Here is a 24,669-nt window from a genome sequence, read left to right as displayed (position 1 = left end):
ACCGGGTCACCGGGTGCGGCGCACCGCGAACAACCACAGCCGCACCCGGTTGTCACACCCGATCGTGTCCGTCAACTCCACCAGGTGCCGCATCACCAGTGCGTAGGTGCGGGCAGGTTCGGTGTAGACAGCGTCCTTCCAGCCCGCCAGCCTGCTCCACCACGAACACCAGGGCATGATGGGCCAATTCCTGATCCTCGACTCCGGTCAGACCCCCGCCTCCACCCCGTCCCGATGAGCGAAATGCCCAGGGGTGCAGGCGGATCCGGACCGCACGGCGGTCACTGACCGCCGTGCGCCGAACCGCCCGCACCGGGGTCGGGGTCAGCGGCCCTGCCAGACCGGGGGACGCTTCTCCACGAACGCGCGCATCCCCTCACCGGCGTCCATCGACGACAGTGCCGCCGCGGCGACCTGACCCTGCTTGCCGAACGCCTCGGCGACCGACCAATCCGGGGCCTGCTCGATGATCTGCTTGCTCGCGTCGATACTCAACGGCGCGTTCACCGCCACCCGCGCCGCCAACTCCAGCGCGGCATCGAGGGCCTTGCCCGGTTCGGCGACCTGATTGATCAACCCGATCTCCGCCGCCCGGGCCGCGCTGATCGGGTCGCCGGTCAACGACAACTCCATCGCGATCGCGCGGGGTAGACGCTGCGACAGGCGCAGGACGCCGCCGCCGACAGCGACCAGGCCCCGCTTGACCTCCGGGATGCCGAAGGTCGAATCACTCGCGGCGACAATGAGATCGGCGGCCAACGCCAGTTCGCAGCCGCCCGCCAGCGCCGGGCCCTCCACCGCGGCGATGAGTGGTTTGCGTGGCGGTTGGGACACGATGCCCAGGATGCCGCGCTTCTCGGTGACCGGCACCTCACCGCGCGCGGCTGCCTTGAGATCCATGCCGGCACTGAAATAGCCGCCCGCACCGGTCAGAATCGCGATCCGCGCGTTCGGATCGGCTTCGTAGGCGTCGATCGCGCGCTCCAGACCCAGCGCCGCCGCCAGATTGATCGCGTTGCGGGCGTGGGGGCGATTGATGGTGATGATCATGATGTGGCCGCGGCGCTCGATCAGCACCGGCGCGGGCGGCGGAGGCGGCAACGGCACCCGCGCCACACCCGCGGTACTCGACACCGGCTCCGCGTCCGATTCCCCCGCGCTCGATTCCTCAGCGGCTGAACCCGACTCGGGACGATGCGCGGCCGCCGGGGTGATCGTGTCACCGGCCACGGTCACCGGCAGACCCAGCCAGTCGTCCTCGGCCAACGCGGTCACCAACGCGGAATCGGTGGAACGCACCAGCGCTCGATCACCGGCGGGGGTCAGCAGGCTCACGATCGCGGCCTCGGGGAGACCGTCTCGACCGTAGGGCAGGGTGTAGGCCTCCACCACGGCCTCGCCGTCATAACCGGTGCGTGCCGGGCGGGCCGGGGGATGCTCGATCACCGGAGTCAGATGCCGGTAGGGCTGTGCGGGCGGGGTCGCCGAATACACGCCCATCGCGTGCTTGGTCAGATACCAGCCCAGAGACGTGGCCAGACCGAAGGATTCGGGTTCGGCGCGCAACCGTCCCACCAGCGACGCCACCGCGTGCCCGCCGTAATTGTTGCCCGGACCGCCGCCGAAGGTCAGCCCACCGGTCACCGACAGCGGCCGCTTCGGGTCGTCGACCGGCAAACCCAGCTCGCGCGCGGCGATCTGCACCGCCACCGGGAAACACGCGTACAGGTCCACCGGGCCCAGATCGTCGGCCGTGATCCCGGCATGCTCGAATACCGCCGCACCCAGCGCCCCGATCGCCGGAGACGCCGCCAATTCGGCACGCTCGCTGACGAACCACTCATCGGTGCCCGACGCGCCCGCGTGCAGGAACACCCACTTGTCCTGCGGGATACCGGCCGCCTCGGCTGCGGCGGCGGAGGCCACGATGATGCCCGAGGCCATATCCACCGTCAGATTCGCGCACTCGAGCTTCGTGTACGGGGCCGAGATCATCCGATTGGCGTCGGTCACCGCCGCGATCTCGGTGGCGGTGAACTCCTGGGGCTGCCACGCCTGCGGATTGGCCGCCGCCACCGCCGAGAACCGCGACCACAACTCCGCCACCGCGGCCGCGTGCTCGGCGGGCGTGCGACCCAACCGGTGCCGGTTGGCCGACTCGAGCAGCGCGTACATATTGATCGGGGCCTGCAACCCGGCTGCCGACTCCGCGGCGTTGTTGGCCGCCTTGTCGATCCCCACCGTCCGCGTCGGCGACACCGAGACGTCCTGCACCGGCCAGGCCACCTCGACCCCGGCGCGCTGTGCCGCCGCCTGTGTGGCCCCGGCCTCCGCGCCGGTCACCAGCACCAGGTCGTAGTCGCCCGCCGCGATCGCCGCGGCCGCCTCGTTGATCACCAACTGGCCGCCGTCGCCACCGAACGGACTCGACTGCACCGTGTCCACCCCGTCCGCGCCGACCGCGGCCGCCACCAGCGCCCCCAGATCCCGGTACTGCCACGACGTCGGCGACACCGCGAACACCGCGTCCGCGCGCGCCAGCAACCCGTCCCCGACCCCGGTGTCGGCGGCCGCGGCCCGCAACGCCCGCACCGCCAACTGCGACGGATCGGCATAGGACGCGTCGGGGGTGCGCTGCACGATCTGGCCCACACCCACCAGCACCGGCGTCGTCGGAGCCAATACGACCCCGGAAGCCCGGTGCCGCACCGCCTTCCGCTCCGCCCGCCCCGACGCCGGCGCGGTCGCCGCCAGCACCGCGGGCAACCGCGCCAGGGAATCGGTCAACGCGTCACCGAGCGCGCGGGCCACCGTGGCACCGAGCGGGCCCTCGATCGGCTGCCCCGACAACCCCGCGTCGATGTACACGCTCGACCCGGAACCGTTGGGCACCACCGTGATCCACAAACCCAGGCCCAAACCCTGTGGGCCGTGCCCGCGCAACCCGAGCCGCGAGTCGCTCACCTCGGTCACCAGCCACTGCACATCGGCCGGAATGCCCATGAACTTGGCCACCTGCGTGTACTCCACGCCCATGGCCGCCGGCCCCGGCGCCTGCCCACGCCAGCCCGCGTGGAAGCTCACCCACTCCGGAAGCCGCTGCAACTGCGCCAGATACGCCAGCGTCGCCGCCGCGCCGGTCTCGAGATCGCGATGCGCGTGCGCGGTGCGCGGATAGTCCGACAGGCCCTCGGGCAGGGTGTGCTCGACCGGCGTGGCCTCCACGGGCACCCCCTGGCCGGTCACGCCCGCGATGAACTCCCGCACGATCCGCGGATCGCGGCGCACCGTGTCCAGTAGCTGGCCCCCGGCACGCACCTGCCGGCGCAGCGACGCGCCCTTACCCAGCCCCTGCTCCAGCACCGCACGCACACGATCGAAACCCGGCACCGTACTCACGGCCCACCTCCTCGCTGAGGGTCCACACCATCCGGCCCTCACGGTATCGGCCGTTCACCTGCCACGGGAAGAGTCGGCGCAACTTCGCACCCCACGAGATGTCGGGCGCGAATGCCGGTTCACAATTTGGGTGCCGCCCCGGGCCTGGCCATCGGGGGCGGCGCCACGACTGATGCTCGTGGTTCGCCGCCCGTGCGCGCGTCAGTAGCCGTGCAGATGGCGGGCGGTGGGTGAGGTCGCGACGGTGGCCGGGTCGGGGGCGGTGCCGAACAGGCGGTCGGCGGTGTTGGCGGTGGTCACGGTGAACCAGTAGTGCTCGTTCTTGTAGTGGTGATGGCGGTGGTGACGCCAGACCGACCGGTAGGCAGCGTGTTTGGGCTTGTAGTCGGTGTGGATGAGGTAATGGGTCCACTCATAGATCAGTCCGACCACGGTGATGGTGAGCACGAACGTCAGACCCGCCTCGACCCGGGGGAACACCAGCAGGGCCACCGCGACGACAGCGGCGATGACCGCCGCGAGCGAACGGGTCGGGATGAAGATGAGCGGGATCGCGCGAGGATCGGCGTGATGCTTGCGGTGTTCGCGGGCCAGTTCGCTGTCGAGGGTGAGCCGGCCCAGCGCGCGCGGCCGCCAGTGCAGGATCGTCACGTGGATCACCCACTCGTACACCGGGAACAGCGCCACGATCGCCAGCGGGATGATCGCGTCGACGAGGTGCCAGTCGCTCAGCAGAATTCGCGTCGTCAGGGCGGCCACCAGGGTGACCCCGATCATCCACGGCGAGGGGTGGCGGGCGAATTCGCGGGCCGCCGCGGACAAGGTGAGGTCGCGGCGCAGTGCGTGCCCGGCAGTGGTCTTGGGATCGGTCATGGTCATACCTCGTGTTCGGGTCACGCCTGGTCGAGAGCGTGCAGCAGGGTGGTGGTCGCGGGGGTGAGCAGGGCGCGCGCCCGGTCGGCGGCGCGCTGCGGCTCGCCCGCGCCGATGGCGGCGGCCAGATCGCGGTAGGCGTCGATATTGCCCACCTCGGCCGACATCACCGGGGCCAGCGCCGCCAGCGCGGGCTCGTAGGCCGCGCGCAGCATGGAATACATGAGCCGGAACGCGATCGAATCCGCCAGATCCAGGATGTGATCCCAGAACTCCAGCGCGACGAGCTGCTGGTCGAGCGGGTCAGCGGATGCGGCCAGCCGTTCGGTCGTCGCGTCCAGCGCGCGCAACGCCTCGGTGACGTCGCGGCGGTCGGGTCGCGCGCCCACCCGCGCGGCCGCCAGCTCGGCGATCTTGGGCCCATTGTGCAGGCGGGCCTCGAGCACACTGCGCGCCACGGCCACATCGATGGTCGCGCCCCGCAGCAGCAGCCGGGGCAGCACCTCGAGTCCGGCGCTGCGCCGGTAGTCCAGGACCGTGGTCGCCTCGCCCTGGCGCACCGAGACCAGTCCGGCCGCCGAGAGTCGTTGCAGCGCTTCGCGCACCGCCGGTCGTGACACGCCCAGCGCTTCGGCCAGCTGCCGTTCGCTGGGCAGCGTGCTGCCGGCCGCCAGTTCGCCACTGAGCACTTCGGCGGTGATCTGTTCGAACACATCACCGGCGACGGAGCGTTTCACCACGGGGGTCCATGCCATGCCGATCAGTGTGCGCCGTCGCGGACTGGTGGTCAAGTGGTAAGACCAGTTGCCTCGTGCGGGGTTCAGCAGACCCCCATGCGGTTCACAACTCGCGGGCGAACCAGACCTGATCCAACATCCGGATCCCATCGACCATCACCAGGTCCGAATACCCGGCCGCCGCGGTGAACACATCCGGCACGATCCGCGTCATCCGGAAGCCGCACCGCTGGTAGAAGCGCAGATTCCCGGCATCGGCGGTCGCGGTCGCCACCTCGAGCCGCCGCACCCCCGCCGCCGTCGCGGCCGCCACCACGGTGTCGATCAGCCGCCGCCCCACCCCGGCCCCGCGCAACGGGCGCACCACCGCGGTATTGACGATCTCCCACGTCGACTCGTCCGCCTCCGGCGCCGCCTGGATATGGCCGACCACCTCCCCGGACGCGTCGCGCGCCACCCACACCCGCCCGCGCCCGATATACCCGGCCAGCAGCGGCTCGGAATCCTCGGCCATCCGGAACGACCACGCGATCTCGTCGCGATCACCGGTGAACTCCTCGATCCGCACCGCGTCCGCATCGGAGTCGGGCGGCACCACGATCAGCATCCAGCCCTCGGGGTCCAGCACCGCGAACGCGCCCGCCGCCACCCAATACGGATTGTCCGGAATCACCTCGGCCACACCATGATCGGCCAGCCGTTCGCGCAACGCCTCGAACCCGCCGCGCAGATACAGCACCACCGCGTCCTCGGGGTCCACCGGCGGCGGGGCGGGCGCGTCGTCACGGCGCACCAACTCGAGCTGGGCGCGCGGGCCCGGCAACCCGAACACGAACCCGCTGTAGCCCGCGTGATCGGAGAACGCGAAAAGCTGTGTCAGACCGACGATCTCCCGATAGAACGCCGCGCACTCGTCGAGCCGGGCCGTCGCCCGCGCGAACCGCGCCGCACCCACCGCCAACCCGTCCACACCGGACTCCGCCGCACCCACCGAACAGCCCTCCTCACGACCGACGACACACCGCTCCCCAGGATGCGCCGTCCACCACCGCCCGGTCGACTCATTAACGCGCCCACCGCACACAAGAACGCGCGAGCCCGGACATCCGGGCTCGCGCGTCGGTCGGTCGCGGCAGCGCCGCTACAGGGCGATACCCAGCAGCGCGTCGACGGTGTCGGTGATCAACGCCGGAGCTGTCGTGTCGGGGCCGCCGTAGGCCAGCGCCTGCTGCGCCCACGCGTCCAGCGCCGCCAGCGCCTTGGGAGTGTCCAGGTCATCGGCCAGGTGGCGACGCACCCGCGCCACCGTGTCGGTCGCATCCGGAGCCGAGTCCAGCGCCACCGCCGAACGCCACCGCTCCAGCCGCGAAACCGCTTCGGCCAGCACCGCATCCGACCACTCGCGGTCGCTGCGGTAGTGCCCGGAGAACACGCCCAGCCGGATCGCGCCCGGATCGGTGCCCGCCGCGCGCAGCTTCGACACGAACACCAGATTGCCGCGCGACTTCGACATCTTCTCGCCGTCGAGCCCGATCAGGCCCGCGTGCACGTAATGCCGGGCGAAGCGACGGCCCTTCACCAGCGCCTCGGCGTGCGCGGCGGAGTACTCGTGGTGCGGGTAGATCAGGTCGCTGCCGCCGCCCTGCACATCGAACTCGCTGCCGAGACGGTTGACCGCGATCGCCGCACACTCGATGTGCCAGCCCGGACGGCCCGCCCCGAACGGCGCCGGCCACGACGGCTCACCCGGCCGCTCGGCCCGCCACAGCAGCGCGTCGATCGGATCACGCTTGCCCGGCCGCTGCGGATCCCCGCCGCGCTCGGCGAACAACCGGTCCATCGTCTCGCGGTCATACCCCGACTCGTAGCCGAACTGCTCGGTCGCGTCGTGGCGGAAGTAGATGTCGGGATACTGCGGGTCGTCGACCACGTACGCCGCGCCCGAGGCCAGCAGCTTGTCGACCAGCTCCACGACCTCCTGCACCGACTCGATCGCGCCGATGTAGTCGCGCGGCGGGATCACCCGCAACGCCGCCATGTCCTCGCGGAACAGGTTGATCTCGCGGGTGCCCAGCTCACGCCAGTCGATGCCGTCGCGTTCGGCCCGCTCGAACAGCGGGTCATCGACATCGGTGGTGTTCTGCACGTAGTGCACCTCGTGGCCGGCGTCGCGCCACAACCGGTTGACCAGGTCGAAGGTCAGGTAGGTGGCGGCGTGGCCGAGGTGGGTGGCGTCGTAGGGGGTGATGCCGCAGACGTACATCGTCGCGGTCGCGCCGGGGGTTACCGGGCGCACCTGCTTGTCGGCGGTGTCGAACAAACGCAACGCTGGTCCGGATCCGGGGACGGTCGGGACAGCGGTATCGGACCAGGACTGCATGATTCGAGGTTATCCCTGGGATCGGGCCGCGACGTCGCCGCCCCCGCGCCGGTGTGCCCCACGACACGCGCCCGACCGGGCCGACCTGCACCCTAGTCGCCGACCCGGCGGTGTCAATGATTGCAATCAGCGCGACGAGAACGCCGGAGGGTCCGCGACGCAGCGGGTCAGAACGCGGGCCAGGGAATCGGCCGCTGACTGGCCGGCAACGGCATCACCGGCTCGTCCAGCAACGCCCGCCCCCGCGCCTCGAGCGCGTCGATCTCGGCGTCGGTGATCAACTCCGCCAGCCGCTCACCCAGCTCCCCGGGCAGCGCCTTCACCAAAACCGTGATGTCGGTGAGCAATTCGTCGGCCACCGGCTCACCGGCCCACCCCCACAACACCGTGCGCAACTTCGGCTCGGTATGCAGGCAGATCCCGTGATCCACCCCGTACACGCGCCCGTCCAGACCCAACAGGGCGTGCCCGCCCTTGCGGTCGGCATTGTTGATCAGCACATCGAGCACCGCCATCCGCTGCAGCCGCGCGTCGTCGGCGTGCACCAGCGACACCGGATGCCCGCCCGGATCCAGCGCCCGCAACACCTCCCGATACCCGTCGGGGATCGCGCCCACCGGGCACAGATCCACCAGACCCGGGCTCGGCTCGTCCTCGGCGGTGTCGATCCAGCGCTGCACCATGCCGGGCCCGAAAGGCCCCTCCCGTAACACCGTTTCCGGGATCACGCCCCACCCCAGCGCCTGCGACACCAGATACGAGGCCACCTCCCGCCCGGCCAGGGTGCCGTCGGGGAAGTCCCACAACGGCCGCTCCCCACGCTCGGGCTTGTACACCACCCGCTGCCCGCCGCCACCCGCCTCGCACACCAGGGTGACGTTGCTGGCGGTGGTGACCTGACCGATCACCGTCAACTCGGCGGTCAGCCACGACCGGTCCGCCGCGGGGCTGTCAGAGGCCGACACCGGATCAGTCCTCGGAATCGTCGGAGTCGTCGTCGGCTTCGGTGGCGCCGAAGATGTCGCCGCGCTTGTAGCCGTTGGTGCGCACACACATGTGCCCGGCCGTGGACAGCGGCTCCCCGCACAGCGGGCACGGCGGGCGGCCCGCCGCGATCACCCGCGCCGACCGCAACGCGAACTCCCGCGCCTGCACCGGGGTCAGGAACACCCGCACCGCGTCGGGTCCCTCCTCGGTGTCGTCGAGAACCACCGATTCGTCGACCTCGGTCTCGGTGATCGCCAACAGCTCCACCACTACCGCGCCCGCGTCGGCGTCCCAGCCCAAACCCATGGTGCCGACCCGGAATTCGGCGTCGATCGGCGTCACCAGCGGCGCGGTGTCGGCCACGTCGGCGGCCTGCGGGGGCACCGAGGTCCCGAAGCGCCGTTGCACCTCGTCGAGCAGCAGACCCATCCGATCGGCCAGCACCTTCACCTGCTGCTTCTCGAGCAGCACGCTGATCACCCGCGGCTCCTGCACCGCCTGCAGGTAGAACGCGCGGTCGCCCGGCTCGCCGACGGTGCCGGCGACGAAACGATCGGGGGTGCGGAAGATATGGATTGCCCGGCCCATTGCACCTCCATTCGGTTCACTCACACTGATGAATCGGGGCGTTCGCCAGCCCCATTATCCGTACTGTCGGTGGTACCCGTTTCTCCGCCGGGAACCGGCCCCGAGCGCGATTCGCCGCCTGTTCGCGGTGAAATCGCCGCCAACCCGGACAGATCGGTACCCGTGTCATTGACTCGCCACACATAGGGGGCGTTCGGGGTGTAGCGGACGACGCTGATCGACGCCGGTTCCACCACGATCCGCTGGAAGCCGTCGAGGTGAAGGCCGAACGCGTCGGCCAGTACCGACTTGATGACATCGCCGTGCGTGCACGCAATCCACAACACATCGCTACCATGCCGCTCGGCGAACTGCCGATCCCGTTCGCGCACAGCGGACACGGCACGGAACTGCACCTCCGCCAGCGACTCACCCGAGGGGAACCGCGCCGCCGACGCCTGCCGCTGCACCACCTTCCACAACGGCTCGGTGACCAGGTCGGCCAGGGCCTTGCCCGTCCAGTCGCCGTAGTCGACCTCGAGCAGCCGCTCATCCGGGTCGGCCTCGAGGCCCAGCTTGTCGGCGAGGGGGGCGACGGTGCGCTGGCAGCGCAGCAGCGGCGAGCACACGATGTGCTCGATCGGCAGCGATCCCAGCCGCTGAACCAGGCTCGCGGCCTGCTCACGGCCACGGTCGGTCAGATCGACGCCGGCGCTGCGCCCGGCCAGGGTGCGGGCAATGTTCGACGTGGACACGCCGTGCCGCAACAGGATCACCGTCACCGGGACAGCCTACCGACTAGGTGGCCGACACGACGCCGGTCGCGAGCAGCGCGATCACCGTCAACCCCAGCACGATGCGGTAGCCCACGAACCAGTCCAGCGAATGCCGCGCCACGAACTTCAACAGCCACGCCACCGACGCGTAACCGACCGCGAACGACAGCACCGTGGCCACCAGCAGCTGCGGGCCCGACGCGTTGAGGCCCTCACCAGCGGGTTCGAAGGCATCGGGGAGGCTGAACAGGCCCGAGGCCAGCACCGCGGGAATGGCCAGCAGGAACGAGAACCGCACCGCCGCCTCACGAGTCAGGCCGCAGAACAGGCCCGCCGAGCTCGTCGCGCCCGAACGCGACACGCCCGGGATGAGGGCCAGGCACTGGGCCAGGCCCATGATCAGGCCGTCGCGGGTGGTGAGCAGTTCGATCGGTCGGCGCGCCCGCCCGTAGGTCTTGCCCGAGTAGTACTCCGCCGCCGCGATCACCAGCGCGAACACGATCAGCATGATCGAGATCAGCCACAGATTCCGTGCGCCGGTACGGATCTGGTCCTTGAACAGCAGACCCAGCACCCCGATCGGGATGGTGGCGATGATCACATACCAGCCGACGCGGTAGTCCAGTTCGCGCTGGGTGTCGGGATCGGGGCCGTAGGCGAAGGAGCCGTCGTCGGTCAGCACCGGCAGCTGGGTGGTGGCGCGCTCGTGCAGCGGCACCGAATCGCGTTGGCGCCCAGCGACCTTCATCCACACCGTGGTGCACCAGGCCACCAGGATCCGCCAGATGTCCTTGGCGAAATACACCAGCACCGCCGCTTCGGTGCCCAGCTGGGTGACCGCGGTGAACGACGCGCCCGCGTCATCGCCGAAGAACACCGCCGAGACGATCCGCAGATGCGCCGAAGAAGAGATCGGCAGAAATTCCGTCAGCCCCTGCACCAGGCCCAGCACCAGTGCCTGCACCCACGTCATCGACTCGCCCACGCAGCCTCCAGTCCCGAATCATCAGCTCCCGGTGAGCATTTCGACGCCCCGGGCCGCCACCGGCGCGGCGTTCGCGCCCCGCCGCAACGCTGCGACCCTACCGGGCCGTGATGGCGGGCCCGATACCCCCGGGTGAAATCGGGTTCCGGCTCGCGCGCGCCGCAATTCGCCGCGCTCGGCGCGGGCCGTAGCCGGGCGCGGGCCGCCGGTGCGCCTAGGCTGACGGCTGTGACGAAAGGGCAAGCGCGGTGATGCAACAACGGACGGTCGGCCGCAGCGGACTGCGGGTGTCGAGGCTCGGGCTGGCCACCCACACCTGGGGCAGGGAGACCGACGCCGAGGACGCCGCGGCCCAGCTGCTGGCGTTCGTCGAAGCCGGCGGCAATCTCGTCGACACCTCCCCGGCCTACGGTGACGGCGCCGCCCAGCACATCCTCGGCGAGATGATCGCCGAAGTCGGCCGCGAGGACCTGGTGCTGTCCGGAAGTGCCGGGTACACACCGATACTCAGCGACGCCGCCGCCGACGCGCCCGCCGCGGTGCGCTGGACCGTGGACGCTTCCCGGCGCACCATGCGCCGCCAGCTCGACCACACTCTCACCCAGCTCGGCACCGACCACCTCGACCTGTGGACCGTCGCCGCCTGGGATCCGCACACCCCGCTCGAGGAGATCGCCGACACCTTGTCGTGGGCGGTGCGCTCGGGCCGCGTGCGCTACGCCGGAGCGCGCGGCTACGACGGCTGGCAGCTGGCCACCCTCGCCGCCGCCGCGCCGCTGACCGCCGCGAAGACCCCCTACTCGCTGCTGGCGCGCGGCGTGGAACACGAATTCGTGCCCGCCGCACAGCATCACGGCATCGGCGTCATCGCCACCGCGCCGCTGGCCGGGGGGATCCTCACCGGCAAATACCGCGACGGGGTGCCCGCCGATTCGCGCGGCGCCGACGAGTCGACCGCCGCCGAGATCACCGCGCATCTCGACGACCGGGCGGTGCGGGTGGTCGACGCGGTCGTCACCGCCGCCGATGGGCTGGGGACCTCGCCGCTGGCGGTGGCGCTGGCCTGGATCCGCGATCAGCCCGCGGTCGCCTCGATGCTGGTCGGAGCCCGCGATATCGGGCAGCTCACCGGCATCCTGGCCGCCGAGACCCTCGAACTTCCCCGCGCCATCGCCGCGGCCCTCGGAGACGTGAGCGCACGCACAGAATGAGCCAGGCTAGCCTTGCCTGCATGAGGTGTCTCGTGAATGCCCACACCGCCGCCCGCACGCTGGTGATCCTGCTGCTCGGTGTCGGTCTCGTCGCCGGGGTCACCGCCTGCGGCTCGGGCACCACGAACACCGGCGGCCGCGGACCGGTCACCGCCGAGATCGGCGACCTCGACCCCGTCACGCTGGGCCCCGAACCGGTTGCCACGCTGCCGGTCACGGTCACCTCCTTCGACGGCACCCCGGTCACCGTCACCGACACCTCCCGCATCATCGCCGCCGACCGCTACGGCACCCTCGCCCAGACCGTCGTCGCCCTCGGACTGCGCTCGAAACTGATCGGGCGCTCCAACTCCGCGGCGTTCCCCGCCGTGCGCGAGCTGCCCACCGTGTCCTCGGGCAGCGGCACCCTGAGCGTGGAAGCCGTTGCGGCACTGCGGCCCACGGTGTTCCTCACCGACACCACCACCGTCACCCCCGCCCTGCGTGACCAGCTGCGCGCCCTGGGCATCACCGTCGTCTACTTCGACACCGAACGCACCATCGCCGGAGTCGTCCCCCAGATCGAGGCCGTCGGCGCCGCGCTCGGCGTGCCCGACGCGGGCAAGGCGCTGGGGCAGCGCACCCGCACCGAGATCGACGCCGCCATCGCCTCGGTGCCGCACCAGGACGCCAAACCCAAGATCGCGTTCCTGTACCTGCGCAGCGCCGCCATCACCATGATCGCCGGACCCGGCTCGGGCGCCGACTCGCTGATCACCGCCATCGGCGGCATCGACGCCGGAACCGCGTCGGGCATCACCAAGGACTTCCTGCCCATCACCAGCGAGGCCATGATCGCCGCCGCCCCCGACGCGCTGCTGCTGATGAGCGACGGTCTGGCGTCGGTCGGCGGGGTCGACGGCCTCGAGAAGGTCCCCGGCATCGCCCAGACCCCCGCCGGGCGCGACCGCCGCGTCATCGACATGTCCGATGCCGTCCTGCTGTCCTTCGGCCCCAACACCGGCCGCGTGCTGACGGCCCTGGTGAAGGCCATCTACAGCCCCGCCGCCGCATGAGCGAGCGCCCCGGAGCGGCCGACAACCACGGCCCTCACCCGGAGTCGGCGACCGCGCAGGAGCCGGCGACCACGGCCGCGGTGCTGCCCGGCGCTCGCCGCACGTGGTCGCGCAACACGGTGATCTTCGCCGGTGCGCTGGCCGTGCTGGTGGTGCTGGCGCTGATCTCCGCGGCCATCGGCCAGGTGCCGACCAGCCCCGCCGAGGTCGCGGGCGCGTTCCTGCACCGCATCGGCCTGGACTGGGGTCCCATGCCCGCCCACCCGGCCGGGTACGTGACCCTGTGGGAGGTGCGGTTCCCGCGCGTCGTGCTCGGCATGCTGGTCGGCGCGGCCCTGGCCACCGCCGGCGCCCTGTTGCAGGGCGTGTTCGCCAATCCACTCGCCGAACCCGGCGTGATCGGCGTGTCCGCCGGCGCCGCGGTCGGCGCGGGCACCGTCATCGTGGCCGGGGGCGCGTTCGTGGCCGCCTGGTCGGTCGCGGCGGGCGCGTTCGCCGCCGGACTGGCCACGACGCTGCTGGTGTATCTGCTGGCCCGCTCCAACGGCCGCACCGAAGTGGTGACCCTGGTGCTGACCGGTGTCGCCATCAATGCCTTCGCCGGCGGCCTGATCTCGTTCCTGCTGTTCTCCGCTTCGCCCGCGGCGCGCGACCAGATCGTGTTCTGGCAGATGGGCAGCCTCAACGGCGCCACCTGGCAGTCGGTGAACGTGGTGTGGCCGCTGACGTTGCTCGGCCTGGCCGCCGCGATCTGGATGGCCCCGCGCCTGGACCTGCTCGCCCTGGGCGAGTCCGCGGCCCGGCATCTGGGCGTGGACGTGGAACGGTTGCGGCGCAACGTGATCGTCGTGGTCGCGGTGCTCGCGACGGCCGGTGTCGCGTTCACCGGCATCATCTTGTTCGTCGGGTTGATCGTGCCGCACCTGGTGCGCATGCTGGTCGGGCCCGGCCACCGGGTGCTGATCCCGCTGTCGGCCATCGTCGGCGCGGTCGTGCTGGTGGCCGCCGACATCGGCGCCCGCGCCCTGGTCCACAACGCGGACCTGCCGCTGGGCATGATCACCTCACTGGTCGGCGGGCCGTTCTTCTTCTGGCTGCTGCGCCGCACCCGCTCACGATCGGGAGGCTGGGCATGAGCGGCCTACGAGAGCTCACCACGATCTTCGGGCGCACCCCCGCCCTGCCGGAGACACCCGAACCGGGTGCGGCGACGCTGCGCGCCCGCCAGGTCAGCGCCAAACGCGGCGACCGGACCGTGCTCGACGGCATCGATTTCGATGTCGTCGCCGGGCAGATCGTGGCTTTGGTCGGTCCGAACGGTGCGGGCAAGTCGACGCTGCTGGCCGCGCTGGCCGGGGAGCTCGAATTGAGTGGCGGCAGCGTCGAACTCGACGGGCACGCCCTCACGCACTGGACGCACCTGGACATGGCCCGCCGCCGTGCGGTGCTGCCCCAGTCGCACACCGTCGGATTCCCGTTCAGCGCTCGCGAAGTCGTCGCCATGGGTCGGTCCCCGTGGGCGCGGACCGCGCGTCAGGAGCATGACGAGCAGGTCATCGCCGCGGCCATGGCGGCCACCGACGTCGAACGTTTCGCCGCGCGCCCGTTCCCGGCGCTGTCCGGCGGTGAACGCGCCCGCGTCGCCCTGGCGCGCGTCCTGGCCCAGGACACCGCGACGCTGCTGCTCGACGAACCCACCGCGGCACTCGATCTCGGCCATCAGGAACAGGTCCTGCGCCTGGCCCGCGATCGGGCCACCGCGGGCGCGGCGGTCGTGGTCGTGCTGCACGACCTCGGTGTCGCCGCCGCCTACGCCGACCGCGTCGCCGTGCTCGATGCCGGTCGCATCGCCGCCGACGGCCCGCCACGGCAGATCCTCACCGCCGAACTGCTCACCCGCGTCTACCAGCATCCGGTCGACGTGTTCGACCACCCGGTCACCGGCGCCCAACTGGTGCTGCCCGTCCGGGGCTGAGCACCCGAGGGCGGGGTCAGAGCTGCTGCTGACCCCACACCAGCCGCAGGACGCCGTTGGCCAGCCAGATCGCGAAGAACACGATCCCGGCCACCGGTGTCCACGCCAGGCCCAGCAGCACCGCCGCCGCACCGAACCACACGATTTCCAGGGCGATCCGCCGCCACCCGGTCTGCGGGAACCGCGCGTCCTTGGCCGCGCCGAACAGCGCCCACACCACGATGAACACCGCCGGAACCGCCAGCCCCGCGACGATGCGCACCGCCGGTGGCGCGGACACGGTGAACCCCCACCACGCCCCCGCGGCGAGCACTCCCAGTTCCAGTAGGAACATCACCAGCAGGTTCGCGCCCTTGAGCACGTTCATCGCCAGACCAACCTCAACACCGCAGGAGTCAACAGCATGCGAATCACGGTGGCGTCCAACACCAATGCCGCGATCATGCCGTAGGCAATGTATTTCATCAGCACCAGATCCGAGAACCCGAACGCACCGGTCACCACGATCAGGATCGCGGCCGCCGAGGTGATCACGCCGCCGGTGTGGGCGATGCCGTAGCGGATCGCCTCGGGCGCATCGGCGCCGGCGGCGCGTGCCTCGGCCATGCGGGATTGCAGGAACACCTCGTAGTCGGTCGACAGGCCGAACAGCACGGTCACGATCAGCACCAGCACCGCGAACATCAGGGGGCCGGGGGTGAAGTCGAACAGTCCCGCGCCGTGCCCTTCGACGAAGATCCAGGTCAGCACGCCCAGCGTCGCACCCAGGCTGAGCGCGCTCATCACCACCGCCTTGATCGCCAGCACCAGCGACCGGAACGCCGCGTACATCAACGCGATGGCCGCGGCGACCAGGATCAGCACCAGCAGCGGCAGGCCCTTGATCAGCCCCTGGATGCTGTCGCGTTCCAGCGCGGGCACGCCCGCCACCATCACCACGACCCCGTCGGGAGCCGGGATCGAGCGCAGTGCCGCGATCACCGAGTCGGCGTCGCGTTTGTCGGACAGGCCGCTGGCCAGCACCGTCACCTGATCCTTGGTCGGCGCGGCCGGATCGAACGGACCCGTCATCCGCGGACCGACCAGCTGGTTGGCCTCGTAGCGGAGATCGGAGAGCTGCTGCGGATTCGCGCCCACCACCACCAGCTTCAGCGGCTCGGTGCGGAAATGCGGGAACAGCCGGTCGAAGTCCTGCTGCGCCACCCGCGCCGGATTGTCCGCGGCCAGATACCGCTCACTCAACCCACCGAACTCGATATTGCGGAACGGCAGGATCAACGCCAGCAGCATCAACACCACCGGCACGATCACCAGCCACGGCTTGCGCATCGCGAAAACCGCCAGCCGCGAGAAGAATCCGCGGTCGATCTGCTCGGCGGTGCGGATGCTGGCCAGCCGATGCCAGCCCCACAGATCGATGCGCGGCCCCACGATCGACAACACCGCCGGCAGCGCCGTCACCGACAGCACCGCCGCCAAGAGGACCGAGGAGATACCGCCCAACGGCACCGATCGCAGCACCCCGTTCGGGTAGATGAACAACGCCCCCAGGCTCACCGCGATGATCGCCGCCGAGAACAACACCGTGCGCCCGGCCGTGGCGATGGTCCGCGCGGTCGCCTCCTCCACGCTGCGTCCCGCCGCCAGCTCCTCGCGGAACCGGGTCACCGCGAACAACCCGTAGTCGATGGCCAGGCCCAGGCTCACCAGTGTCACCACCGCCGAGGCGAACACATTGACCTGCAGATGATTGGTGAGCAGCCGCATGATGCCCTGGCTGCCCAGGATCGTCATGCCGCCGATCAGCACCGGCAGCAGCGCCCCCACCACTCCGCCGAACACGAAATACAGCAGGATCGCCACCAGCGGCAGCGCGATCAGCTCCGCACGTTCGATGTCGCGCTGCATGCCGGTGTTGATGCCCTCCACCACCGGCTGCAGACCGGCCAGCTGCACCGTGGTGCCGCCCGGCCCGGAACCGGTTGTCCCGGCACGGAATTCGCTCTCGAGGGCCAGATAGTTGTCGACGGTGTCGGTGCCGCCGTCACCCCGCAACCCGATACTGGCGAAGGCGTGGGTGCGTGAGGCGTCGGCGAACTGTCCCATCAGCGCGCCGTCCCAATACGAGTCGATCTTGAGGATGCGGTCGGCGTGCTCGGTGCGCAACCGCGTCAACTCCGCGGCCACCGCCGAGCGCACCGGCTCGTCGTCGACGGTCATCCCCGCCGGGGCGGTGTAGATCGCGATCAGGTCGGCGTCGGTGTCGCGGCCGAAGGTGGAGTCGGCCAGCTTCGACGCCGCCACCGACTGACTGGATTCGTCGAACCAGCCCTCCTGGGTCAGATGATCGCCCAGGTCGCGCCCGTAGAACCCGGACACCAGCACGGCCAGGCCGAACACGGCGAACACCAGGAACCGGAAGCGGTGGATCAGACGCCCCCACCGCAGGGATCCGGCCTCGAGCATCAGCCGCAGGCCGCGGTCTTGTAGTCGGCCGACCGCAGGATCCCGCACAGATCCGTGCGCGAGATCTTCCAATGCCCGTCCTTGGCCACGAAATGCACGACCGTGGTGCGCACGTTCGTGCCGGTGCCGTCCTTGTCCAGGCTCAGCGTCGCGGTCAGGGTGCCGTCATGGTTGTCGAACACCGGGTCCTTGACCCCGTACACCGCGCGCGGATTGTCGGCCAGCGCCTTGTACATGTCGGGGATCGCGTCCTTGAACGCCTCGCCGTCCTCGATCAGCGCGGTGCGCTCGCTGTCGGGCAGGTTCGGGTCCAGCGCCCGCTTGATCTGCGAGTCCAGCTCCGCGGCGCTCGGGATCCCGGGCCGGTTGGCGCTGCTCTGCGCGGCGGCGGCCTGCGAGGACGAACTCAACGCCGCATACGCCGAGGACCGCGCCTGGGCGACCTTCGATTCGTCGTCGGAGCCGCCGCACGCGGCGAGCGATGCGCCCAGCACGGTCAGCAGCAGCGCGGTGGCGGCCGGTCGTCGAAGTCGCATCAACATCCTCGGGAGTTCGAACTGCGGTTGTGTGCCGCTAGTTTGGCACGCCCCGCGCCCGGAAGTGATCTCTGTGTCACAGACAGCGCCGCCCGCGGGCGTCAGCGGCCCTCGATCACCGCGCCCAACCGGCCCAGCAGCGCGCGCACCGTGGTCGCCTCGCGCGGCTGGGCGGCCGGGACCGGCACGGCCTGCGGGATCAGGTCGCGCACCAGGGCCACCACGCTGCGTTCGTCGTCGAGATCGATGTCGGTGACCGGGGCCACCGCGATCGCCTCGACGTCCTCCGGCGCCGGAACCGCGGTGGTCACGCCCCGGCGGTAGATCTCCACGGTGAGGGTGGATCGATGGGTTCGGAAGGCGAAGGACCGCCCGTCCCCGGCGACGCCGAAGCCGTGCGCGTAGCGCCCGACGGTCACGTCCTCGACGGTGAACCCCGCGCTCTGGTCGGCAACCAACAGATCTCCCTGATACAGACCGCTTTTGCACTCCACGGTAACCGCATGCCCCGACAGCGCCACCGAATCCCCATGTCACATCATGCAAGTCGGCGCCGGATGCCCGCGCGAGATCGGCACGCGGACCCCCGGTCACACGGTTGGAACCCGGGACATGGTCAGATTAGAGAGCACGCATGATTTCGTCGGTCAGTTCGGTCAGTAAGGAGTTCGCTGCATGCGCCGTCGCGGCTGGATCGGTTCAGCCCTCGCGGGTGTGACCGTGGTGACCCTGCTGACCGGATGTTCGGACCAGCCGGACAACGCGAACAACGCCACCCGCGACCCGGCCACCCCGGCCGCCGCGCCCACCGCCGCCGCGGCCCCCGCCGGGCAGGTGACCGCGAGCGCGCCCATCGCGCTGCTGCTCGACGAACCGGCCACCGGCATCCTGGCCGCGGTCGTGGACTCCGGCACCACCGTGAACCTGATCGACAAGGGCGTCACCCGCCCGGTCGCCCTGCCCGGCAAGGCCGCCGCGCTGGTCGCGGGCAAGCCCGGCGAGGTGCTGATCGCGGTGCCCGGCAAGATCGTTCGCGTCGACGTCGCCAGCGGCGCGCTCACCACCGTCGCCGTCGACGGCGACCTGCACTCGGTGGGCCTGCGCCCCGACGGGTCGCTGGTGGCGGGGCTGGCCGACGGCCGGGTGCTGCTGCTCGACGCGGACGGCACTGTGCGCCACACCATTACGGGCCTGTCGGCCGCCGACGCGATCGACACCGGCGACGGCTCGGTCGTCGTGGTGGACCGCCGCCAGTCCGCGATCGTGGAGCTCGACCTCGATGCCCACAAGCTCGGCCTGGCCCTGCGCGCCGGTGACGGGGTGACCAACATGATCGGCGACCACTTCGGCCGACGCCTGGTCACCGACACCGCCGGAGCCGAACTGCTGGTCTACACCACCGATCCCTTGGTCCTGCACCAGCGTTTCCCGGTAGGCTCTTCGCCCTACGCACTCGCCTACGATCAGCGGTCGGAGACCGTGTGGGTGACGCTGACAGGCAGCAACGAAGTCGTCGGCTACGAGCTGTCGACGGGTATACCGGTAGAGGTGGGGCGTTACCCGACGGTGCGCCAGCCCAACTCGGTGACCGTCGATGCCCGCACCGGTGACCTGTTCGTGGGATCCGCGACCGGCGACGGTCTGCAGCGGATCGGCGCGGACCAGCGGAAGAGAGGGCAGTGATGGCTCGGGCCTCACGATCGGCGCACCAATCGCGCACATTACCGGAAGGCTGGGAGGAATCCAGCGACGAATGGGAGTACGTGCCCCTGCGGCTGCCACCCGGCATCACCAGGGTCACCGCCACCATGCGACTGTCCATTCACGCCGAATTCGGTGGCTGGGAACTCTCGCGGGTGCGCGCCTACACCGACGGCAGCCGCCGCGTGTTACTGCGCCGCCGCAAGACCACTCCCCTGCTATCCCCGACACCCGAGGCGGTGATGTAACCCCCTATGTATGAGCGCCTGTACGCCCTGCTGCTGAAGCTGATGTTCCTGCTCCCGCCGGAACGCATCCACCATCTGGCCTTCGCCGCGATGAAACTGGCGACCCGGTTCACCCCGGGCCGCGCCCTCACCGGCAAGGTCCTGGTGGCCGACGATCCGATCCTGCGCACCCGCGTGTTCGGCGTGGACTTCCCCGCGCCGCTGGGTCTGGCCGCCGGCTTCGACAAGAACGCCGACGGCGTCGACGCGTGGGGCCCGCTCGGTTTCGGCTACGCCGAGATCGGCACCGTCACCGCCCAGGCCCAGCCCGGCAATCCCGCGCCGCGGCTGTTCCGCCTGCCCGCGGACCGGGCGCTCATCAACCGCATGGGGTTCAACAACTTCGGCGCCGCCGCCGCGGCCGAGCATCTCGCGCACCGGCTGCCCGGCGGCGTCCCCATCGGCGCCAATATCGGCAAGACCAAGGTCGTCGAACCCGAGGACGCCGCCACCGATTACGCGATCTCGGCGAAACTGCTGGGCCCGCTGGCCGACTTCATGGTCGTCAACGTCAGCTCCCCCAACACTCCGGGCCTGCGTGACCTGCAGGCCGTCGCCTCGCTGCGCCCGATCCTGCAGGCCGTGCTCGACTCGGTGTCGGTCCCGGTGCTGGTCAAGATCGCCCCCGACCTGTCCGACGACGATATCGACGCCGTCGCCGACCTCGCCGTCGAACTCGGCCTGGCGGGCATCGTCGCCACCAACACCACCATCCGCCGCGACGGCCTGGCCACCCCCGCCGCCGCCGTCGACCCCATCGGCGCCGGTGGCCTGTCCGGACCCCCGGTGGCCGACCGCTCCCTCGAGGTCCTGCGCCGCCTCTACGCCCGAGTCGGCGACAAACTGGCCCTCATCTCCGTCGGCGGCATCGAAACCCCCGACCAGGCCTGGTCGCGCATCCTCGCCGGCGCATCCCTCCTGCAGGGCTACACCGGCTTCATCTACGGCGGCCCCCTCTGGGCCAAACACATCCACCGCGGCCTCGCCGCCAAACTCCGCGAACACGGCTACACCAGCCTCTCCGAAGCGGTCGGCGCCGAACACCGCGCCCGCGCCTGACCCGTTCGCGGGCAACACCTTTCGATTCGCCCGGAAGACCGCACGGCCGGTTGGTCGTGCGGTCAGCCCCACAGATGCCGGGAACGGGCCCCCGTCGACGCCGGCCCGTGCGCGGCGGGGCCCCCGCCCGACAGCATCGCCGCCGGCGACTCGGGCTCCTCGTCGAGCAGTTCCCGGTGCAGACGTTCGGCCAATCGCTGTGCCAGCAGAATCACCGCGCGCTCGACCCCGATCCCCAGCCGGGTGGCCAGATCGGCGGCCCACCGGTGCGCGGACTCGTCGTAGACGACCTCCGGATCGGAGAGCACCTCGTCGAGCTCCATCCCCGCCCGGGCCTGATCGTGGGTGAGGTGCTGTGCCGGAAGCCAACTCAACCGCCACACCACCTCACCGCGGCGGTACTCGCGCAGCGCGTATTCAGGGCTGATGTCACTGGTCATCGCCCGCGTCGTGATATCGATCGTCATCAGGACCTCCCAAGGCCATCGGCGCACGCCACGGGATCTCCGTCCGTCCACCGTCTTCGGCCCGCCGCGACCGGTCGCCGCCGCGGGCCCTGCCATCCCCTCATCGACTCTGCCCCACCCCTCGGATCGGATCGGTCGGTACGTCAAGCCGTCCGGCGCCGCAGCAGCAGAAACACCGCCTGCTCCAACGGAATCCCCACTTCGCCGGCCGCGGCGACCATCCGCCCCTGCGCGGCCTCCCCACACGGATACGGGTCGACGGCCACCACCTCGGCCAGCACCATCGCCGCCAGGGCCTGCGCACGGGTCAGCAATCGATCCGGCATCCAGCTGCACCGCCACGCCAGCGTCCAGCGGTCGGCCACCCGCACCGCGCTCTCCTCGGTCAGATCGCTGGTCATCGCCCAGTCGTCGGTGGTGTAGATGGTCATGACTCTCCCCGTTCCCTGCGACGCTCGCGCAAGACGATGCGGGCATCCTCGACATCGATGCCCAGGGCGGCGCCGAGGGCGCACACGCGCATCCAGGCCGGGCCGCTGCCACTCGATTCCCGGCGCAGGAGCTCGGTCAGTTCCATGGCCGCCAGCGCTTGCTCCCGCGTCAGCAGCGGCGACTGCCGCCAGCTGAGCCGCCAGGCCGGTTCGGGGTGGCGGGGCAGCCGTTCGGCGCACTCGCCGGTGACGCTGCTGGTGATCGAGCTGGCACTCGGGTAAATCATGATGGCCTCCGATGAGACGAGGAGGCGTCACCGCCGGATCGAGTGTGACGCGGAGCTGGGCCGAGGCGACGTGGACGGGCGAATTCGCCTATCGCACCGGGATGTTCGCCCCGAGATCGGTATCGGCCGCACCACACGCGCGGGGCGCGCGCCGCTGGATCCGCCGGATCGTGTGTAGTCCGGTCATCGGGAACCTCCCGGAACATCTGGTCGGGCGGCGCTCATTTGCCAATTCCAGGATGGCATTTGGCACTTCCGAATCGCAGTTTGACGCTGTCACAATTGGATTGCCGTTTCCGCCGACGTTCAAACGTGGACGGTCTTATGGTTGGGGCGAATGATGATGCAGCCGAACCTGGGAAGCAGTGGCGCCGACACGGCCGCGCAGGACAACGACGTGCGCGCCGTGCGTGACACCCTGCTGCAACTGCGCAAGCGCTGGGCCATGGGCGGCGACCGCGACCGCTCGGTCGACCTCGGCGCGCTGCTCGGCCTGGTCATCGTCCGCAGGGTCGCTCACCTCACCGGCCGCGACCCGAAAGCGGCGCTCCCCGAAGCGTTGCGCTACATCGCGGGCACCCTCGACATGGCCGACCGCCTGATCGTCGATGCGGAACTGAACCTGTCCATGCTGGCCGATCAGCTGCCGCCATCGATCGCCGACGAGCTCTACGGCCCCGAGCTGGGGCAACGCCGAGACAGTCTCGCGCTGCACTGGGTGACGCTGCACGAACATCTGGGCGTGCCGGTCGCTCAGGTGCCGCGCAATAATCGCGCCTTGCGCGGTCGGCGGGAAGAGGACGCGTTCACCGCGCTGGCACGGGGGCTCACCCTCGAGTCCGTTGCCGCCCAGGGCCTTCCCGGCGCGACGACACGGCCGAGCGCCGTGGTGATCGGCGACGCCGCGTGGGACCGCATCTGCACCGTCGATGTCCTGCCGCGGGCCGGGGACTCGCTGTACGGGGAATTCTCCGAGCACGCCGGAGGCAAAGGACTGAACCGGGCAGTCGCTCTGGCCAGGCTCGGGGTGGACGCGCGTCTGTTCGCGGCCGTCGGCGACGACGACAAAGCCGGACTGATCGTCGACTATCTCCGCGCGCGCGGTGTCGATACGAGCCTGTTGCGTGCGCGGCGCGGACCCACCCCGACCGCGGCGGTGACCGTCGCCCGCGACGGCGGGAACTACTCGGTGGCGGGCAAGGACGACCGGATCCGCTTCGACGCCAGGGATATCGCCGACATCCCGATCACGCGGGCGCTCGTCCACGCCGACGCCGTGCTGCTGACCTTCGAGCAGAATGTCGAGGTGCTCGCGGCGGTGGCGGACGCGATCGCCGACCGGGAGTCGCGGCCGTGGCTGTTCGTCAGCGCCACTCCGCCGCCGAAACGATTCCCCGCGCAGTTGCCCGGCTATCTCCGGACGGTCGACTACCTGATCGCCTCGGTCGGTGAACTGGCCGCGCTGCGTCCGGGGGCCGAAACCGCCGATATCGCAGCGCAATTGGTGCAGCACGGAGTCGGGTCGGTCGTGGTCCTGCACGGTGACAGCTGCGCGATGTACTCGGCCGGGGACCCGGGCGCGGAGCCGGTGTGGGCCGACATCCAAACCGACCGGCCGGGCGCGCCCGGAGCCTCGTCGGCGTTCGCTTCCGCGTTCATCGCCCGATTGATGACCCAACCCCGGCCCGCCGACCCCGACCGCCGCCGGCAGGCCGGGCACGCCAACCTGGTGTGGGCCGCCGCGGCGATCCCCGCGCGCGCCAGCAAGGAGACGAGCATCCCCGACTCCATGCCCACCCGCGAGGCGATCGACGCGACCCTGGACGCGTTCTAGAGGTCGGGCGACCACGGTGGGTCGGCGGTCGGAATCCAGTGCCCGTGGCGGCGTTTGGCCTGCTGGTAGTCGGCTTCCCGGCGAGTCCGCGGCGGGGTGCGCAGCGGGATGACGGTGGCGTGGATCTCGGCGTCGCGCACGGCCTGCAGTTTGTGCGGATTATTGGTCATCAACCGCACCGCGGTCAGCCCGAGTGCGACCAGCGCCTGCGCGGCGTGGGTGTAGTCGCGCTTGTCCTCGCTGTAGCCCAACGTCCGATAGCTGTCGTAGGTGTCGAGGCGGTTGCGCTCACTGATCTCGTAGCCGCGCGCCTTCGCCAGCAGCCCGTACCCGCGGCCTTCCTGCTCGAGGTAGACCAGGATGCCCGATCCGGCGGCCTGGATCAGGTCGAGGGAGCGTTCGAGTTGGGGTCCGCAGTCGCAGTCCTGGAACGACAGCGATTCACCGTAGAGGCACTGCGAGTGGATGCGGACCAGGCAGTCGTCGTCGATGGATCCGAAGGCCAGAATGTGCCCGGTTTCCGCGTCGGTGGGCAGGTCGGTGACGCGGACGCGGAGCTCTTGGCCCTTGCGGGAGATCCAGTGGCTGGCGTGGTCGAGGCTGGCCCATATCGCTTGTCGGCTAACGTCTTTCGCCGGCCGAGAACCCATCAGTGA

26 protein-coding genes are annotated in these 24,669 nt (G+C 70.6%); 8 read left to right on the top strand and 18 right to left on the bottom strand.

The annotated features are described in order from the left end of the window. Window positions 1-6: 6 nt before the first annotated feature. The 10 genes from ACFRAQ_RS15870 to ACFRAQ_RS15825 all read right to left on the bottom strand — a co-directional run bounded on the left by ACFRAQ_RS15870 (window position 7) and on the right by ACFRAQ_RS15825 (window position 10,692). Window positions 7-177: a hypothetical protein gene (locus tag ACFRAQ_RS15870; RefSeq protein WP_379099821.1), complete on the bottom strand. Its 171-nt coding sequence runs from the start codon at window positions 175-177 to the stop codon at window positions 7-9. Window positions 178-324: 147 nt separating this feature from the next. Further along, window positions 325-3,399 carry a crotonase/enoyl-CoA hydratase family protein gene (locus ACFRAQ_RS15865; RefSeq protein WP_379099817.1) on the bottom strand — a complete coding sequence of 1,025 codons (3,075 nt, stop codon included), beginning with the start codon at window positions 3,397-3,399 and terminating at the stop codon, window positions 325-327. A gap of 201 nt (window positions 3,400-3,600) precedes the next feature. Further along, window positions 3,601-4,272: a sterol desaturase family protein gene (locus tag ACFRAQ_RS15860; RefSeq protein WP_379099814.1), complete on the bottom strand. Its 672-nt coding sequence runs from the start codon at window positions 4,270-4,272 to the stop codon at window positions 3,601-3,603. Window positions 4,273-4,292: 20 nt separating this feature from the next. Then, window positions 4,293-5,027: a FadR/GntR family transcriptional regulator gene (locus tag ACFRAQ_RS15855; protein WP_379099811.1), complete on the bottom strand. Its 735-nt coding sequence runs from the start codon at window positions 5,025-5,027 to the stop codon at window positions 4,293-4,295. 85 nt (window positions 5,028-5,112) lie between these two features. Continuing rightward, window positions 5,113-6,000: a GNAT family N-acetyltransferase gene (locus ACFRAQ_RS15850; protein ID WP_379099809.1), complete on the bottom strand. Its 888-nt coding sequence runs from the start codon at window positions 5,998-6,000 to the stop codon at window positions 5,113-5,115. 150 nt (window positions 6,001-6,150) lie between these two features. Then, on the bottom strand, window positions 6,151-7,389 hold the full coding sequence (mshC, locus tag ACFRAQ_RS15845; RefSeq protein ID WP_379099807.1) for a cysteine--1-D-myo-inosityl 2-amino-2-deoxy-alpha-D-glucopyranoside ligase: 1,239 nt from the start codon (window positions 7,387-7,389) through the stop codon (window positions 6,151-6,153). A gap of 167 nt (window positions 7,390-7,556) precedes the next feature. After that, window positions 7,557-8,354: an SCO1664 family protein gene (locus ACFRAQ_RS15840; protein ID WP_379099804.1), complete on the bottom strand. Its 798-nt coding sequence runs from the start codon at window positions 8,352-8,354 to the stop codon at window positions 7,557-7,559. Between the two features lie 4 nt (window positions 8,355-8,358). Continuing rightward, a complete protein-coding gene (locus tag ACFRAQ_RS15835; RefSeq protein WP_357098508.1) occupies window positions 8,359-8,964 on the bottom strand; it encodes a DUF3090 domain-containing protein in 606 nt (201 codons plus the stop codon). 20 nt (window positions 8,965-8,984) lie between these two features. After that, a complete protein-coding gene (locus ACFRAQ_RS15830; protein ID WP_379099800.1) occupies window positions 8,985-9,725 on the bottom strand; it encodes a histidine phosphatase family protein in 741 nt (246 codons plus the stop codon). A 16-nt stretch (window positions 9,726-9,741) separates the two neighbouring features. Further along, window positions 9,742-10,692 (bottom strand): undecaprenyl-diphosphate phosphatase, encoded by a 951-nt coding sequence (locus tag ACFRAQ_RS15825; protein ID WP_379099797.1) that lies wholly within the window; start codon window positions 10,690-10,692, stop codon window positions 9,742-9,744. 263 nt (window positions 10,693-10,955) lie between these two features. On the opposite strand from ACFRAQ_RS15825, the gene ACFRAQ_RS15820 reads away from it, so the two are divergent. From ACFRAQ_RS15820 to ACFRAQ_RS15805, 4 genes are read left to right on the top strand one after another with little or no spacing between them, the layout of a single operon-like run. Then, window positions 10,956-11,915, top strand: a complete 960-nt coding sequence (locus ACFRAQ_RS15820) for an aldo/keto reductase (RefSeq protein WP_379100282.1) — start codon at window positions 10,956-10,958, stop codon at window positions 11,913-11,915. 20 nt (window positions 11,916-11,935) lie between these two features. Then, window positions 11,936-12,970: a hemin ABC transporter substrate-binding protein gene (locus tag ACFRAQ_RS15815; RefSeq protein WP_379099794.1), complete on the top strand. Its 1,035-nt coding sequence runs from the start codon at window positions 11,936-11,938 to the stop codon at window positions 12,968-12,970. Further along, entirely contained in the window at window positions 12,967-14,106 is a 1,140-nt protein-coding gene (locus tag ACFRAQ_RS15810; RefSeq protein ID WP_379099791.1) for a FecCD family ABC transporter permease, read from the top strand. Before ACFRAQ_RS15815 ends, ACFRAQ_RS15810 begins: the two co-directional genes overlap by 4 nt. Beyond that, window positions 14,103-14,945, top strand: a complete 843-nt coding sequence (locus ACFRAQ_RS15805) for a heme ABC transporter ATP-binding protein (protein WP_379099789.1) — start codon at window positions 14,103-14,105, stop codon at window positions 14,943-14,945. Before ACFRAQ_RS15810 ends, ACFRAQ_RS15805 begins: the two co-directional genes overlap by 4 nt. Before the next feature lie 16 nt (window positions 14,946-14,961). On the opposite strand, the gene ACFRAQ_RS15800 is transcribed toward ACFRAQ_RS15805, so the two are convergent. The 4 genes from ACFRAQ_RS15800 to ACFRAQ_RS15785 all read right to left on the bottom strand — a co-directional run bounded on the left by ACFRAQ_RS15800 (window position 14,962) and on the right by ACFRAQ_RS15785 (window position 18,405). Further along, window positions 14,962-15,312, bottom strand: coding sequence for a YrdB family protein (locus ACFRAQ_RS15800; RefSeq protein WP_379099786.1), 351 nt, complete (start codon window positions 15,310-15,312; stop codon window positions 14,962-14,964). Beyond that, the gene (locus tag ACFRAQ_RS15795) at window positions 15,309-17,459 is read right to left on the bottom strand and encodes an MMPL family transporter (RefSeq protein ID WP_379099783.1); all 2,151 of its coding nucleotides are present in this window, start codon (window positions 17,457-17,459) and stop codon (window positions 15,309-15,311) included. Before ACFRAQ_RS15795 ends, ACFRAQ_RS15800 begins: the two co-directional genes overlap by 4 nt. Continuing rightward, the gene (locus tag ACFRAQ_RS15790) at window positions 17,411-17,947 is read right to left on the bottom strand and encodes a hypothetical protein (protein WP_379099780.1); all 537 of its coding nucleotides are present in this window, start codon (window positions 17,945-17,947) and stop codon (window positions 17,411-17,413) included. The genes ACFRAQ_RS15795 and ACFRAQ_RS15790 overlap by 49 nt, the downstream gene beginning before the upstream one ends. Before the next feature lie 101 nt (window positions 17,948-18,048). Continuing rightward, window positions 18,049-18,405 (bottom strand): hypothetical protein, encoded by a 357-nt coding sequence (locus tag ACFRAQ_RS15785; protein ID WP_379099777.1) that lies wholly within the window; start codon window positions 18,403-18,405, stop codon window positions 18,049-18,051. Between the two features lie 217 nt (window positions 18,406-18,622). Here ACFRAQ_RS15785 and ACFRAQ_RS15780 point away from each other — a divergent pair, with 217 nt between their 5' ends. Genes ACFRAQ_RS15780 through ACFRAQ_RS15770 form a run of 3 tightly spaced genes read left to right on the top strand, consistent with a single transcriptional unit; the run spans window position 18,623 to window position 20,994 of the window. After that, window positions 18,623-19,630 carry a hypothetical protein gene (locus ACFRAQ_RS15780; RefSeq protein ID WP_379099774.1) on the top strand — a complete coding sequence of 336 codons (1,008 nt, stop codon included), beginning with the start codon at window positions 18,623-18,625 and terminating at the stop codon, window positions 19,628-19,630. Beyond that, complete coding sequence (locus ACFRAQ_RS15775) at window positions 19,630-19,896, top strand: DUF5703 family protein (protein ID WP_213555396.1); 267 nt, start codon at window positions 19,630-19,632, stop codon at window positions 19,894-19,896. Before ACFRAQ_RS15780 ends, ACFRAQ_RS15775 begins: the two co-directional genes overlap by 1 nt. Window positions 19,897-19,914: 18 nt before the next feature. After that, window positions 19,915-20,994: a quinone-dependent dihydroorotate dehydrogenase gene (locus tag ACFRAQ_RS15770; RefSeq protein WP_379100280.1), complete on the top strand. Its 1,080-nt coding sequence runs from the start codon at window positions 19,915-19,917 to the stop codon at window positions 20,992-20,994. A 62-nt stretch (window positions 20,995-21,056) separates the two neighbouring features. On the opposite strand, the gene ACFRAQ_RS15765 is transcribed toward ACFRAQ_RS15770, so the two are convergent. From ACFRAQ_RS15765 to ACFRAQ_RS15755, 3 genes are all read right to left on the bottom strand, one after another. Then, window positions 21,057-21,461: a hypothetical protein gene (locus ACFRAQ_RS15765; RefSeq protein ID WP_379099770.1), complete on the bottom strand. Its 405-nt coding sequence runs from the start codon at window positions 21,459-21,461 to the stop codon at window positions 21,057-21,059. Between the two features lie 143 nt (window positions 21,462-21,604). Next, window positions 21,605-21,892 carry a hypothetical protein gene (locus tag ACFRAQ_RS15760; protein WP_379099767.1) on the bottom strand — a complete coding sequence of 96 codons (288 nt, stop codon included), beginning with the start codon at window positions 21,890-21,892 and terminating at the stop codon, window positions 21,605-21,607. Beyond that, window positions 21,889-22,179, bottom strand: a complete 291-nt coding sequence (locus tag ACFRAQ_RS15755; RefSeq protein WP_379099764.1) for a hypothetical protein — start codon at window positions 22,177-22,179, stop codon at window positions 21,889-21,891. Before ACFRAQ_RS15755 ends, ACFRAQ_RS15760 begins: the two co-directional genes overlap by 4 nt. Before the next feature lie 337 nt (window positions 22,180-22,516). Here ACFRAQ_RS15755 and ACFRAQ_RS15750 point away from each other — a divergent pair, with 337 nt between their 5' ends. Then, on the top strand, window positions 22,517-24,013 hold the full coding sequence (locus ACFRAQ_RS15750; RefSeq protein ID WP_379099761.1) for a carbohydrate kinase family protein: 1,497 nt from the start codon (window positions 22,517-22,519) through the stop codon (window positions 24,011-24,013). Here the strand turns inward: ACFRAQ_RS15750 and ACFRAQ_RS15745 are convergent. Continuing rightward, entirely contained in the window at window positions 24,010-24,663 is a 654-nt protein-coding gene (locus ACFRAQ_RS15745) for a GTP cyclohydrolase (RefSeq protein WP_379099758.1), read from the bottom strand. The genes ACFRAQ_RS15750 and ACFRAQ_RS15745 overlap by 4 nt on opposite strands. Between the last annotated feature and the right edge of the window lie 6 nt (window positions 24,664-24,669).

Source organism: Nocardia sp. NPDC056611 (assembly GCF_042792755.1).
Classification (GTDB): domain Bacteria; phylum Actinomycetota; class Actinomycetes; order Mycobacteriales; family Mycobacteriaceae; genus Nocardia.
The sequence above is the reverse complement of the archived record's forward strand: the minus strand, read 5'-3'. Positions and strand labels throughout refer to the sequence as shown.